Genomic DNA, 14,862 nt, shown 5'->3' with positions numbered 1-14,862 from the left:
TATGTAACTTGAAATAGGGTACGTTGAATGAAACTTTAATCGCTTATCGTCTTTATATGGACCTGGGGCATTTATGCTCGCAGGTGAGAATTGGGTCCTCTTTTGGCGGAACTTTGGGAACCTGGGGAACGTTTTGACGTATTGCACGGTATTGTGAATAGGATTGCTTTAGAATTAAAGCCATTGGCGATTATGTTCAAGAAAGTGGAGTGAAGATATGAGTCCTTTAAATCCAGAGGGTAAGAATGAACGTGAACCCTATGTAGTAACAAGCAAGGGACATACGGCGGTGGCCATTAATGCGGCTGCCAAAGCAGGAGAATGGATAAAGAGCAGACAGGGTCTCGTGAAGGAGCTGAATACAAAAACTTCAGCACAAGATCTGGTTACGGAAGTTGATAAAGGCGTTGAGCAAATGATCCGCAGGCTGATCCTGACACATTTTCCCGACCATGCCATTCTCGGGGAAGAGGGGGTTTCGCCGGGAGCAGCAGCGGCTACCGCTGCATTGGAAGAAGCTCGTGAGCATGAATATTTGTGGATTGTAGATCCTGTAGATGGTACGACTAATTTCGTACACGGATTTCCTTTTTACTGTGTCTCCATAGCATTGGTGATTCGCGGTGAACTAACTGTAGGCGTTATTTATGATCCGACTCGTGATGAAATGTTCGTCGCTGAAAAAGGAAAGGGAGCTTACATGCACGGTGTTCCTACCTCGGTCTCTACGGAGACTGATTTTGGGGACAGCCTGATTGCTATGGGCTTTCCGCCGGATCGTGAGTTTGCACAACCTGTGAATATGGCCGGACTGCAAAGTATTCTTCCGCAGATTCGTGGTATTCGTGCCGGAGGCGCGGCTGCTCTACATTTAGCTTATGTGGCGGCAGGCCGTGTAGATGGCTATTGGGAAGTGGGCTTAAGCCCTTGGGACTGTGCAGCAGGAGTACTGCTTGTACTTGAATCAGGAGGCAAGATTACGGATACCCTAGGACGTTCATATGATATTGGTACACGCCATGTAGTAGCAAGTAATGGCCACATTCACGAATATTTGGTTTCGTCACTGAAGAATGCTGAAGCAACAGGATATAAGCTTTAGGGAGGACGATACAGCATGAGTGAGAAGGATGATTTGGAACGCAAGCTGAGCGAAATGTTGGTAGATGGTGAGATGGAACAAGGCGATCGTACGGCTAAGGAAATCCGGGAAATCTCACCTAAATATGAAATTCGTATTCAGACTACGCTCGATCCTATTGTGGAAGAAACATTACGTTATCGTAAGATTGGATATGAGCTGGATGACCGTTATGATAAATATCTGGAGCGTGCAGGGCAGAAGTTAGAGTCAGATGAAGATTCAGACAATAATAGCCAGTGATTTGCGAGGGGCGGTTTCCTGAATATAGGAGGCCGCTCTTTTGCGTTGCTATCCTGGATGGTAGAATGGAATTAGAACAATTTGGGAGGGATACGATGCTAGGCAATTGGAAAAAAATTTGGGCAGCTGGCATAAGCAGCCTGCTTTTGTTATCTGCGCTGATTACCGTAGGAGCAGGCACGGCAAATGCGGCTGACACGACTGCGATACAAGACTCTGGGCAAGATGTCTTTCGCATCGTAGCTCTAGGTGATTCCATTACTGCTGGCTACGAGCCAGGAATGACGGACGTGAATACTAAGCCATACGGCTATGCGGAGAGATTGCTTGAGCAGGGCTGGTATCATGGCAGAAGTGCACTTACTAATTATGGTATTCTAGGGCTGACTACGGCCGGATTACGTAATTACACAGGAGCGATCAAGGATGGTTCAGTGATTACTGCTGAAGGAGTTCAGGCAGGTCTCCCAGATCCACGAATAGAGCAGTTCGTGAAGCTAACTCCGCAGATCGCAGCAGAGCTTAAGGAAGCTGATCTGATTACCATTACGATTGGCGGGAATGATGTAAGCAGTCTGTTCTTGCAGTTCAAGGAGCTGACGGATGCGGATTTCCAAACACAGCTGGACCAGCGGCTAGCGGATTATCAAACAAATGTGAAGGCATTGCTGGAGAATATTCGTGCGGTAAGTCCGCAAACGACGATTATACTGGCCGATCAATATCAGCCTGCCCCTAAGGTTGCGCTTGGTCAAATGTACAACAGATTAATGACGGCAGCGGGCAAATTTACGGAAGCAGCGGATAGTGTAGCTGCAAGCGTGAACCAAGAGGGAGCGAAGGTGCTTGTAGCTCATGTTGCGGCAAAGTTTGCCGGGGTAGAAGGCTCGCTGACACATATTATTGGAGCAGGGCAAACTGATTTTCACCCGACGCAGCTTGGATACGAGACTATTGCTAAGGTCTTTGCGGAGTTACAATGGGGAGAGTATCGCGTTCCTAGTGTAGCTACAATGGCTACTGCATCGGTACCGATGTCGATTGTAGTGAAGGGCGTGGAGTTGAATACACCCAATAAGCCTATCCTTAAAAATGGGCAGAACTTTTTGGCGCTAAAAGATATTCTAAATGCCGTGGGCGCAAGCGGGAAGTGGGATAACAAAACCTCCAGCGCTACCATCGTGTATGGTGGAAGAACCGTTGTGATCACCATTGGCTCGAAATTTATTAAGGTGAATGGAGAGAACGTGGCTATTGATACTCCAGCTTTTCTGCAAAAGGTAGGCAAGGAGGACAAAACCTACTTACCCCTTGCCGCTTTGGCGACAGGACTTGGATTCGATGTTAATTACAGCAGCAAACTGCGAACTGCTTTCATAAATCCATAAAGCTGCATACTATACATCATAAGAAATTAAATTAAGCCCGTAAGGAAAAGGTGGATGGAATATTGTCTAGTTCAAAATATAATGCTGAATATATCATCACCATGGATGATATAGTGCGGGAGGGTCATCCCGTACTTCGTACCGTAGCACAACCAGTAGAGCTTCCATTACAGGCGGAAGATCGTGAGGCTTTGCAATGTATGCTTCAATTTCTGAAGAACAGTCAGGACCCGGAGATTTCCGAAGAATATAAGCTGCGCTCTGGCGTAGGTCTGTCGGCGAATCAAATCGGACTGGAGAAGCGTATGTTCGCGATGTATCTTACAGACGAGAGAGGGCGGGCTGTAGAGCATGCTTGGGTTAACCCTAAGATCATAAGCCACTCCTTGTCTATGGTGTACTTACCAGAAAGCGAGGGCTGTCTGTCCGTTGATCGTCCCGTGCATGGCTTTGTACCTCGGTATGAAACCGTGAAGGTGAAGGGTTATGATCTGGAGGGCAAGGAGGTTGTCCTTAAATTTAAGGGCTACCAAGCTATCATCATCCAGCATGAAATAGACCATCTCGATGGGATTATGTTCTATGACCGAATTAACAAGGAGAACCCGTTTAAGCTGCCTCAGGGCGTGGAGATCCGGAACTTATATGAGTAGGAGAGTAACTCTGAATTAAAAAGCGGGCGACCTTACAGCGTAAAGCTGATGGTCGCTTTTTTTTACCTATCGGCAAGATTATGATATTTCAAATATTTTACAAATCAATCGGAAGGATGTACCCTTACAATTAATGGATTTAAATTAGTAATAAGAGGAGGGCGTTAAATGAACTGGAGCAGAATGCCAATTAGAGGATTCGCCAACGAATACAATGATGAGGTTAAAAAGATTGATGAGCAGATTTTGAGTCTGATTCAGGAACGTAAAGCTATAACAGGCAAGAAACGATTATCCCCTGATAGTAAGCTACTTGAGGAATGGGCAACTAGATTCGAGATGAATACTACTCAGATTGTGCAGCATTTGCACCTTATGAATGAAACTGTACCCAGAAGACAATATTGGGAAGAGCCTGGTTTATTGCTGGGAGTGCTTCCGATTGTGAAGCGGACGGTCGTTGAAGAATGTGAATATATACTTACGCATGCTATGCAGTATGAAGCCTTCAGCATAGTTACTGTGGAAATCAAATATTTAAAAGAAGCTGTAGGACATATCCATCTTCGAACGGCTTTAACGCTTGAAGTGGCGGGTGAGAATGAATATGAAGTGCAGCCGCATGGTGGTCATGGAGGTGGAGCGCATACACAAATGCAATTCTTGGTCGCCCCAACGCTGCCGGAGCATCTGGAGGGTGTAGAGTTTTCACTAGTACCTGGGAGCGAGCAAATGTTAAGACCGTTAATGACTGAGATTACGTTGGACAAGCAGGTGGATTTTACATGAGAGCAGTAGAATATTTGGACTTCCAAACGCTGTTAGCGGATGAAATCCGTAGATAAAGGTGGTCACTATCGCTCACACTCTTACAAAACGATTCTTTCTTTAACCCCTAGACTATATACGGTGTGTGTCTGCTTTTTGCGGTGTGAGCTACAGAGTTATTAGGGAAAACTCCCTGAAAATAACCTATATTCTCTGTAAATGAACAGAATTAGGGATTTCCTCCCTAAAAAATGGGGTAAGTTCTTTGTTTTCCGCTAAATCAGCTAAATTATAGGGAGGGTTTCCCTGATTATCTATTCAAGCTCCCTAACCCTTGTACTAAACTCCGGGAAGGTCTGGCGATACCTGTTACGTAGCCTAGAGAAATTGACGCTTGAGATCGGCTGGCTTAAGCTTGCCACAAGCTACAGAGGCAGACCGTGGATGAGTAAAAATGTAGAGCAGCGATCCTCCAATATAGGAGAATCGCTGCTCTTTTAACATTTGCGGTTTATGGGACTGGGACAGCTCCTTAATCTATGCAGCTGTTATTCAGCTTATAGAGCACTGCGTTTCATAATCCATTCTTATTTCTCAGTCGCCATAGCGCGGAAGGATTCTTCAGCTGCGATAAGTGTAGCATCAATATCTGCATCAGTATGTGCTGTGGTCAGGAACCAAGCTTCGTATTTCGAAGGGGCAAGGTTAATGCCACGGTTCAGCATATGCCGGAAGAAGCTGGCGAACAATTCGCCGTCTGTATCCTGAGCCTCGTCATAATTCGTAACCGGATGATTACAGAAATGAGTGGAGAACGAACCACGGATGCGGTTGATTGTCAGTGGAATGCCATGACGGTCTGCAGATGCTTTAAGTCCATCGGCGAGGCGGATTGCAAGCCGATCCATTTCTTCGTATACACCCTCTGCACTCAGAACCTCTAAACAAGCAATCCCTGCAGAGATAGACGCAGGATTGCCCGCCATTGTGCCGGCTTGATATGCCGGTCCAAGTGGAGCTACCTGTTCCATAACATGCTTGCGGCCGCCGTAAGCGCCGATAGGCAGGCCGCCACCGATGATTTTGCCAAGTGCAGTAAGGTCAGGAGTAATGTCCTCATGATTATCCAGCCCCGCATAGGTTTGTGTAGAACCATAATGGAAGCGGAAGGCAGTAATGACTTCGTCATAAATAACAAGGGAGCCATTATCGTGAGCCAGCTTGCAAAGTCCTTCGAGGAAACCAGGCTTAGGCATCACCATGCCGAAATTCCCCACAATCGGTTCAACCATAACAGCTGCGACATCTTCGCCCCATTTCTCCAGCGCCTCTTTCAGGCTGTCCAGATCATTAAAGGGAACGGTGATTACCTCCTGGGCGATACTGCTTGGAACACCGGCACTATCTGGAATGCCAAGTGTAGAAGGTCCGGATCCTGCTGCTACAAGCACCAGATCAGAGTGGCCGTGGTAACAGCCAGCGAATTTTACGATTTTGCTGCGTTTTGTATAGGCACGGGCTACACGGATCGTTGTCATAACCGCTTCGGTTCCAGAATTGACGAAACGTACTTTATCCATAGAAGGAATGGCTTCTTTTAGCATTTTAGCAAGTTTAATTTCGAGCTGGGTTGGGGTTCCGTAAAGAACACCATTTTCTGCTGCTGTCGTAATTGCTTTGGTAATATGAGGGTGGGCATGGCCGGTAATGATCGGTCCATAGGCTTGGAGATAATCGATATATTCATTGCCGTCTTCATCCCAGAAGTGAGATCCACTGGCGCGTTTCATAAATACAGGTGCTCCGCCGCCAACGGCTTTGAAGGAGCGGGAAGGGCTATTTACACCTCCAACGATATGCTGGAGGGCTTCGTGATAAAGTTGTTCAGATGTGGAGCGATTCATAATGTGATCATCCTTTCGATTGTTGGTGCTCAAGGGAACGGGCGAACAACGGTGTTTTCCGTTGTCCGCCCGTATTATACCAAGTCACTGCTTTGTGTACATGTGAACTTTGCTTGTCAGGCCCTTAATGGGTCCCGCCAGAACTGCTATTGGAGGTGTTCTCCGATGTAGGGGTTGGTGTTGGCTCAGGACCATTTATGGTATCCTGTATAAATTCTTTTAGCTTCTTTTCGCTACGAATTCCGATAACCTGTGATCCGTCACTTGTAGTCTCCTCAGTGAGCAGATCCATTGGGGGAATTTGCTCACTGCCACCCATACTGCTATTATACCCTACGCTTGCCAGCTTCCACATATCATTAACTGACATATTGGTTTCAATATAAGGCGTAACCTGCGACAGGATATTTGGCAGCTTGACAATGGAGGTGGTGCTGATCAGCTTATCAGCCACAGCCTTGAGAAAACCGCGTTGGCGCTCGGTTCGAGTGAAATCGGAGGTAGCGTCATGCCGAAAGCGAACATATTGTAACGCCATGTTGCCGTCAAGATGCTGATATCCTTTTTTTAGATCAATATCATATTCCGGACCGTCTGCAACGGTTTTGTAGACCATATCTTTTTCGACTTCATAATCCACACCCCCAACGGCATCAACCAGCTTGATGAATCCTTGGAAGTCCGTGTAGACATAATATTGAATTGGGATACCGAGCAGATCGCTGACGGTCTGCATCGCAGTATTAGGTCCATAAATAATCGCTGTATTAATACGTTTCTCGCCATGATCTGGAATCGGAACGTACGTATCTCTCAGTATTGAAAATACACTGATTTTCTTCTTCACAGGGTCAAGAGAAGCGACGAGCATTGTATCTGAACGGGGGATTTCCCCTTTCTTCACACCTCGGGCATCTACACCCATTAATAGGATATTAACAGGCTCTGTACCCTCCCACTTAGGAGGCTCAGGGGTATCGACATCAACGGTCTCTGCATTTTGAAAAGGTGAATCTTCAGTATTCGACATGCTACCAAGCTCATTGTAAATGGTTGTAATGTAGAAAATGGCCCCACCGATAATAAGGAGGAGTATAATGGCCAGCGTCCAAAGCAGCGGTTTCTTTTTTGACTTACCAGTCTTTGCGTGCCTTTTCTTTCTAGGTGGCATTTCTCGTTCTTCCTTTCGCATTCACGTTGACTACATTATAATTTCTTTTGGGGATACGTGCAATTTAGGAATAATTCCCCAATCTTAAGAAGGAGTGGATATATCTTGATCGAAGTAGCTATTGGACAAAAAGTACCCAATTTCACCCTTCCCTCTTCCAATGGGCATGAGGTTAGTTTGAGTGATTTCTTGGGCCGAAAGGTCATCTTATATTTTTACCCTAAAAATATGACACCAGCCTGCACGCAGGAGGCCTGCGAATTTCGTGATGCTTTTGATCAAATCACGGCGGTGGGTGCGGTTGTTCTGGGCATTAGTCCGGACTCTTTGGCATCACACGCTAAATTTACAGAGAAGCATAGTTTGCCCTTTCCACTGCTGTCTGATGAGGATCATAGGGTAAGTGAAATGTTCGGCGTATGGCAGCTCAAGAAACTTTACGGCAAAGAATTTATGGGAATTGTGCGATCTACTTTTCTGATTGATGAGCAGGGGATATTAGTGGAAGAATGGCGGAAGGTGCGGGTAAAAGGGCATGTCGCAAACACGATAGCAGGGATAAGCGAATCATAAATTTTACTAATTACTTTTTATAGATGTCTATTACATTTTTAACAGCTTATATAAGGTGTTGTCATGATATAGTTTCCTCATAATTGCTTCAAATTTGGAGCAAGAAGAGGTGGTGGAGTGATAATGCTGCATATTGGGCTTGATATCGGATCAACTACTGCTAAATTAGTTGTCATAGAGCGGGACATCATTGTTTATCAAGACTATGTAAGACATTATAGCGATATAAAAAAAGCGGCCCTCTCTCTTCTGTCTGATGTACGCGACAGATTCCCAGAGAGGGGAGCTAGGCTTACTGTAAGCGGTTCCTCGGGGTTGTCTTTATCCAAATTAGGTGGAGTTCCCTTTATTCAGGAGGTGATAGCCTGCACGAAGGCGATCAGTGCGCTGATTCCGGAATGTGACACGGCGATTGAACTGGGTGGAGAGGACGCTAAGATAATATATCTTCGGGGCGGCATTGAGCAGCGTATGAATACAGCCTGCGCGGGCGGAACGGGAGCGTTCATCGATCAGATGGCAGCGCTGCTGCAGACCGATCCGGCAGGCTTAAATGTTTTGGCGGAGAAGCATGAGCGAATCTATCCCATAGCTTCACGCTGTGGTGTATTTGCCAAAAGCGATGTACAGCCGCTGCTTAATGAAGGAGCACGCCGGGAGGATGTGGCGGCTTCGATCTTTCAGAGTATCGTTAATCAGACGATTAGCGGTCTTGCTTGTGGACGTCCGATTCGAGGACGGGTGGCTTTTCTTGGCGGCCCGCTGACCTTCCTGCCTGCCTTGCGGCAGCGTTTTGCGGAAACGCTGGAGCTGGCGGAGGAGGATATCCTGTTCCCGGAACGCTCACAGTATTTCGTGGCGATTGGAGCTGCGCTCTCCGAAGCTGATCCAGTCGTATTGCCACTTTCAAGCTGGATCACGCGAATTGCGGCGGTTGATTTTACTGCGGATCGAGCTGCGGATGCTGAATTGCCTCCGCTTTTTGAGAATGCCGCTGAGCTTGCAGAATTTCGGCTTCGTCACGGCAAAGCCTCTGCAGCGAGATCAGATTTAGCCTTATATCGTGGACCTTGTTATCTAGGAATTGATGCCGGCTCAACCACAACTAAACTCGTGTTAACCGGTTCGGCTGACGAAATTCTCTATACCTTTTATGGCAGCAACAAAGGCAACCCGCTGCATTCGGTCAGCGATGCACTGAAGGAGATCTACCGGGTTCTGCCTCAAGGCTGCCATATCGCAGGATCATATGTGACAGGGTACGGTGAGGGGTTAATCAAGGCCGCTCTGCGGACAGATGGCGGAGAAGTAGAGACTGTTGCACACTACAAGGCAGCTTCCAAGTTCATGCCAGAAGTAGATTTCATACTGGATATCGGTGGTCAGGATATGAAGTGCATCAAAATCCGTGGCGGTGCTATCGACAGCCTTATGCTCAATGAAGCTTGTTCAGCCGGTTGTGGCTCTTTTCTGGAGAGCTTTGCCTCTGCCCTCGGACTTGGGATCGAGGAATTTGCCAAAACTGCACTTGAAGCGACTCAGCCTGTTAATTTGGGCTCGCGCTGCACGGTGTTCATGAACTCTAAGGTCAAGCAGGTTCAGAAGGAGGGCGCATCATTAGCGGATTTATCGGCGGGTCTTGCCTACTCTGTGATCAAGAATGCTCTGCAAAAGGTAATTAAAATCCGCAATCCGGAGGACTTAGGGCGAAATATCATCGTTCAGGGCGGTACCTTCTATAATGAAGCTGTATTGCGCGCCTTTGAGTCCTTGACGGGGCGGACGGTGGTTAGACCGGATATAGCTGGCGTAATGGGAGCTTACGGCTGTGCACTGATTGCGCGTGAGCAAGCAGGGGTTAACGGATCCAGTACGCTGCTTGGACCAGAGGAGCTTGCCAGCTTTAAATATGAGGTCTCCTCAGGCCGCTGTGGCCGCTGTGGGAATAACTGTGCGCTGACGATCAGTCGTTTTCCGGATAAGAGCTTTTATGTGACCGGCAATCGCTGCGAACGCGGCGCAGGAGTCAAAAAAGAGAAAAATGTCCTGCCGAATCTGATGCAGTATAAATATGAACGGTTTTTTGAGTACGAGAGTTTACCGGAAACAGGGGCATGGCGGGGGATCGTCGGGATTCCCCGTACCATGAATATGTTTGAGAATTACCCGTTCTGGCACACTTTTTTCACCAAACTGGGCTATCGGGTGATTCTCTCCCCTAAATCAAGCAAGAAGCTTTTCGAAAGCGGAATGGATACGATTCCTTCAGAATCGATATGTTATCCTGCGAAGATGGCGCATGGACATGTGCAAAGCCTGATCAGTAAAGGTGTCGATTTTATTTTTTATCCAGCGGTGGTGTATGAGAAAAAAGAAGATGAAGCTGCGGATAATCACTTCAATTGTCCAGTGGTCGCCTCTTATCCCGAAGTCATTCGCAACAATATGGATGGGTTAAAGGACAATGGAATCAAGCTTGTCAGTCCATTCCTGACCTTCGATGATATTTCTGCGCTGACCAAAGGGCTGGTGAAGACATTTACCAGCATTCCGCGAGAAGAGATTGCGTCCGCGGTGCAAGCGGGACTTACAGAGGCTGATAACGCCAAAGGTGATGTGCGTACCAAAGGGGAAGAGACCCTTGTGTACCTAGCTGATACTGGAACCAAAGGAATCCTGCTCTGTGGACATCCTTATCATGCCGATCCTGAGATTAATCACGGGATAGCGGATATGATAACCGGGATGGGACTCGCCGTGCTGACAGAAGATTCTGTCTGCCATCTGGACCACAGCGAAGGGGATGTGGCTGTTGTTAATCAGTGGACCTACCATGCCCGGATGTACCGTGCAGCCCGCCTTGCTGCAGTCCGCTCGGATCTGGAGCTTGTTCAATTGACTTCCTTCGGCTGTGGGATCGATGCGATCACTTGTGATGCCGTACAGGATATTATGGAAAGACATAACAAGGTATATACATTGATCAAAATCGATGAGATCAGCAATCTTGGTGCAGCGCGCATTCGGCTTCGTTCATTGCTGGCGGCAATGCGTGAGCGTGAAAAAGGTAAGGTAGTGCCGCAAAAGCCGCCAAAAGTGCAGGCTAATGTGTTATTTACAAAGGAAATGAAAGAGACCTATACCATTCTTGCGCCACAGATGTCGCCTATTCATTTTGAATTGTTTGAGCAGGTGTTTCGCGATGCCGGATACCGCCTGAAGATACTTGAGACGACCGGACCCGAAGAGACAGAAGAAGGTCTGAGATACGTTAATAATGATGCGTGTTATCCGGCAATTGTGACGATTGGCCAGATTCTGTCGGCGCTGAAAAGTGGGGAATACGATCCGGATCGTACTGCTGTGATTATGTCACAGACGGGTGGCGGCTGCCGGGCTACGAATTATATTTCTTTGCTGCGCAAAGCCTTAAAGGATTCAGACCTTGAACAAATTCCGGTGATTTCACTCAATGCTTCAGGGATGGAAAATCAGCCGGGTTTCCGTATCAGTCTTAAGCTGGCGAATCGGTTGATAGCTGCCGCTTGTTACGGTGATCTTATGATGCGGATGTTAAATCACTTTAGGCCGCATGAGGTTGTTCCAGGAAGTGCTGAAATTCTATTCCGCAAAGGGATGGAGCGTTGCAAGGCAAGCTTATCCAACTTTTCATTCCGAGAATACAAACGCCTGATTCGTGAGATTGTTGCAGAGTTCTGCAAGCTGCCCGTTACAGGTGTTACTAAACCAAGAGTAGGCATTGTCGGTGAGATCCTGATCAAATTTCATCCGGATGCTAATAACCGCATTATAGAGATGATCGAGGCAGAGGGCGGGGAAGCGGTAATGCCGGATTTCCTGGATTTCATTTTCTATTGTGTATATAATCCGATCTACAAAGCTGAGCAATTCGGTAAAAGCAAACGGCTCGGCTATATCAATCCCATGCTGATCTCTTATCTGGAAATTTACCGTAAGCCGATTAAGGTTGCCCTTGAGGATGCGGGGCTGGCTAAAGGACGGGAGAATATTTATGGTCTTGCCGAGAAGGCCAGCCGACTGGTGTCCGTAGGGAATCAGATGGGTGAGGGCTGGTTTTTAACCGCAGAAATGATGGATTTGTTGGATAATGGTGTGAACAACATCGCCTGTATTCAACCGTTCGCGTGCCTGCCCAACCATATCACCGGGCGTGGGATGATTAAAGGTCTTAAGGAATTATATCCGGGTGCAAATATCGTGGCGATTGACTATGATGCTGGAGTTAGCGTAGTCAACCAAGCGAATCGGATCAAGCTTATGATGTCAATTGCCAGCAGCCAGGAAGAGACTAAGCCATCTAATTTAAAACTGCCGGATAAGCCTCAGCAGCAGACTTTACCTGAAAGTTCATACAGCTTAACCTGAGCATTGTTCAGACGAAAAAGCGGACCAAGGATCTACCTTGGTTCGCTTTTTTTATGCTTTGTGCACTTATGTATGATTTTCATGTTTTTCCTGCAATATAAAATTATCTTTCAGAAAGTTACAGCAAATTATTGACCGAAATTTAGTTAAGGTGTAAAATAGTACGCATGCGAACTATTAGATGATCTAACTAATTAAATCTTTGGAGGTGAAGATTTGGAAGATAAGGAGCAGCAATTAGATGATATTTTCTCCTCTTTTCGCCGGATTAGCCATGCATTCCAGCAGCTGCTGTGGAAGGATGCCGAAGAGCTGGCCATCACACCAACACAGTTGATGGTTCTCCGCAAAATATCCGCAAATCCCGATATTGGCATTACAGATCTTGCCGAGCTATTACATTTGGGGAACAGTGCAGCGAGCGGTGTAGTGGACCGGATGGTGAAAGCCGATTTGATCACAAGACAGCGCTCTGAGGTAGATCGGCGTATATACAACTTGGCGATTACTGAAAAGGGCAGAGAAATCAGGGAAAGAAGTAAGCAATCGCTCAGAAGACACTTACTTCCACTATCCAATATACCTGCCGAGGATGCAGGCGAATTACTTAGGATTCATACCGAAATCATTCAGATCTTAGAGCAGGGGAGAGACAAACAGAATTTATGAGTACAATTACAGGTAACGCTGCAGCGGCAACTAAGGGAATACGTAGAGGACCGATTATTGCAGCGCTCTTAATAGGTGCATTTGTCGCACTTTTGAACCAAACACTTCTTAATGTGGCATTGCCGAGCATAATGGATGATCTAAAAATCGCAACGAATACGGCACAGTGGCTAACAACGGGATTTATGCTCGTGAACGGTGTGCTGATACCGATTAGTGCGTTTCTGGTGGAAAAGTTTACGACCCGCCAGCTATTCATCACCGCGATGTCACTTTTTTCGTTAGGTACACTTGTCTGTGGAATCGGAACAGGCTTTGAAATGATCATGGTCGGCAGAGTCATTCAGGCGGTTGGCGCAGGGATTTTGATGCCGTTAATGAATATTGTGTTTCTTCGCATCTTCCCAATTGAAGAGCGGGGAAAAGCGATGGGGCTAATGGCGGTAGCCATGATTTTTGCTCCAGCTGTAGGTCCAACGTTGTCAGGGTGGGTAGTTCAGAACTATTCTTGGCGCGTATTGTTCTTTATCGTTCTTCCGCTGGCTATTCTTTCTACCTTGCTAGGTATGAAAACAATGCAAAATGTAGGGCAAACAACTTCTCCGAAGCTGGATAAAACGGGTGTTATCCTGTCTACCATTGGTTTTGGGGGATTGTTGTACGGCTTCAGTGATGCTGGAACCGATGGTTGGGGAAGTGCAACAGTCATTACCTGCCTCATTGTGGGTGTGATTGCACTGGCTTTATTCGTATGGAGAGAGCTTAAGGCTGAGACACCACTGCTTGAGTTCCGGATTTTCAGATACAATATGTATTCACTCACGACATTAATCAATATCATCATTACGATGGCTTTATATTCGGGTATGATTTTGCTGCCGATTTATTTGCAGACGATCCGTGGCTTTACGCCAATGGAGTCTGGTCTTATGCTGTTGCCGGGAGCCATTCTAATGGGAATTATGTCTCCAATCACGGGGATTATATTTGATAAAATCGGGGCAAGATGGCTGTCTGTGGTAGGCCTGATTATTACAGTAATTACGACCTGGCAATTCAGCCAGCTTACAGACAGTACGACGTATACGCATATGATTATTACTTACACGGTTCGGATGTTAGGCATGTCGATGTTATCGATGCCGATTGTAACGGCTGGACTTAACCAGCTTCCACAGCGTTTAAGCTCGCATGGTACAGCAATGTCGAATACGTTGCGGACGGTCGGAGGCGCGCTGGGAATGGCGTTGTTCGTCAGTCTAATGACCAATAAGACGAAGAGCACAATCACTGATACGCTTATGAGCGGAACGGTTTCGTTAAACGATAAAGCAGCGATGCTTAAGCTTACGCAAGAGGCTACAATTAGCGGGGTTACGCATGCCTTTAACATTGCTACCTGGATCACTGTAGTTGCTTTGGTATTGGCTTTCTTTATTAAAAAGACTTCACCGCAGCCAGACTTCCTGAAGACGGAAGAAGTGCAGCCACAGCAGGACAATCAATAAAAAACTGGGTTAACAAATAATGGAAAAAGGAGCGTCCTACGAACTGTTATGGTTCCGTAGGGCGCTTCTTTTGTTGTGATGCTATTAGTTAGCTGGAGACACAGCTGCAGGATCGCTCCAACGTTTCAGATGTGGCAGCTGCTCCGCGAGAAGTTTACGGGCAACATTCTCATCCATTCCTTCTTCGACCATATAGCCTGTACAAATGTCAGCCATTTCTTGCAACGTGATGTTAGGCTGTTTGAATGCGCCATTCTCATAGCAGTACACGCAGTAATCTTCGATCTTGTTGCCATTCTGGTCCGTTCCAAGCAATTCCGCCGTAGGCATTGGCATCCCACAGCTTTGACAAATTTTAAGATCTCCTTGCTCTACATGTTCATGTCCCATATTTAACACTCCTTTAAAGGTATGCAAGCTCTCGAGCGCCCGCTTTA

General features: G+C 46.7%; 12 protein-coding genes. 9 read left to right on the top strand and 3 right to left on the bottom strand.

The annotated features are described in order from the left end of the window. Positions 1 to 217: 217 nt before the first annotated feature. The 5 genes from MKY14_RS24340 (at position 218) to MKY14_RS24320 (ending at position 4,214) form a co-directional block, all read left to right on the top strand. A complete protein-coding gene (locus MKY14_RS24340; RefSeq protein ID WP_036679857.1) occupies positions 218 to 1,102 on the top strand; it encodes an inositol monophosphatase family protein in 885 nt (294 codons plus the stop codon). Positions 1,103 to 1,117: 15 nt separating this feature from the next. Next, positions 1,118 to 1,384 carry a hypothetical protein gene (locus MKY14_RS24335; protein ID WP_076130524.1) on the top strand — a complete coding sequence of 89 codons (267 nt, stop codon included), beginning with the start codon at positions 1,118 to 1,120 and terminating at the stop codon, positions 1,382 to 1,384. A gap of 95 nt (positions 1,385 to 1,479) precedes the next feature. Next, on the top strand, positions 1,480 to 2,772 hold the full coding sequence (locus MKY14_RS24330; protein ID WP_340977543.1) for a stalk domain-containing protein: 1,293 nt from the start codon (positions 1,480 to 1,482) through the stop codon (positions 2,770 to 2,772). Positions 2,773 to 2,873: 101 nt separating this feature from the next. Continuing rightward, positions 2,874 to 3,425: a peptide deformylase gene (def, locus tag MKY14_RS24325; RefSeq protein WP_036679906.1), complete on the top strand. Its 552-nt coding sequence runs from the start codon at positions 2,874 to 2,876 to the stop codon at positions 3,423 to 3,425. A 168-nt stretch (positions 3,426 to 3,593) separates the two neighbouring features. Then, entirely contained in the window at positions 3,594 to 4,214 is a 621-nt protein-coding gene (locus MKY14_RS24320; protein ID WP_076220196.1) for a hypothetical protein, read from the top strand. Positions 4,215 to 4,780: 566 nt separating this feature from the next. On the opposite strand, the gene MKY14_RS24315 is transcribed toward MKY14_RS24320, so the two are convergent. Both MKY14_RS24315 and MKY14_RS24310 read right to left on the bottom strand, forming a co-directional pair. Next, on the bottom strand, positions 4,781 to 6,097 hold the full coding sequence (locus MKY14_RS24315; RefSeq protein WP_076277875.1) for a glutamate-1-semialdehyde 2,1-aminomutase: 1,317 nt from the start codon (positions 6,095 to 6,097) through the stop codon (positions 4,781 to 4,783). 124 nt (positions 6,098 to 6,221) lie between these two features. Then, on the bottom strand, positions 6,222 to 7,268 hold the full coding sequence (locus MKY14_RS24310; RefSeq protein WP_076307387.1) for an LCP family protein: 1,047 nt from the start codon (positions 7,266 to 7,268) through the stop codon (positions 6,222 to 6,224). Positions 7,269 to 7,373: 105 nt separating this feature from the next. Between MKY14_RS24310 and bcp the strand changes: the two genes are divergently transcribed. From bcp to MKY14_RS24290, 4 genes are all read left to right on the top strand, one after another. After that, the gene (bcp, locus tag MKY14_RS24305) at positions 7,374 to 7,841 is read left to right on the top strand and encodes a thioredoxin-dependent thiol peroxidase (RefSeq protein ID WP_076130528.1); all 468 of its coding nucleotides are present in this window, start codon (positions 7,374 to 7,376) and stop codon (positions 7,839 to 7,841) included. A 123-nt stretch (positions 7,842 to 7,964) separates the two neighbouring features. Next, positions 7,965 to 12,248, top strand: coding sequence for an acyl-CoA dehydratase activase-related protein (locus MKY14_RS24300; RefSeq protein ID WP_340978059.1), 4,284 nt, complete (start codon positions 7,965 to 7,967; stop codon positions 12,246 to 12,248). 216 nt (positions 12,249 to 12,464) lie between these two features. Further along, complete coding sequence (locus MKY14_RS24295) at positions 12,465 to 12,917, top strand: MarR family winged helix-turn-helix transcriptional regulator (protein ID WP_340977540.1); 453 nt, start codon at positions 12,465 to 12,467, stop codon at positions 12,915 to 12,917. Next, entirely contained in the window at positions 12,914 to 14,425 is a 1,512-nt protein-coding gene (locus MKY14_RS24290) for a DHA2 family efflux MFS transporter permease subunit (RefSeq protein ID WP_076106051.1), read from the top strand. Before MKY14_RS24295 ends, MKY14_RS24290 begins: the two co-directional genes overlap by 4 nt. Before the next feature lie 84 nt (positions 14,426 to 14,509). On the opposite strand, the gene MKY14_RS24285 is transcribed toward MKY14_RS24290, so the two are convergent. Further along, on the bottom strand, positions 14,510 to 14,815 hold the full coding sequence (locus MKY14_RS24285; RefSeq protein ID WP_052096752.1) for a zinc ribbon domain-containing protein: 306 nt from the start codon (positions 14,813 to 14,815) through the stop codon (positions 14,510 to 14,512). Between the last annotated feature and the right edge of the window lie 47 nt (positions 14,816 to 14,862).

It is taken from the genome of Paenibacillus sp. FSL R5-0887 (genome assembly GCF_038002305.1).
Taxonomy (GTDB): domain Bacteria; phylum Bacillota; class Bacilli; order Paenibacillales; family Paenibacillaceae; genus Paenibacillus_AQ; species Paenibacillus_AQ odorifer.
This window is presented reverse-complemented; position numbering and strand designations above follow the sequence as displayed.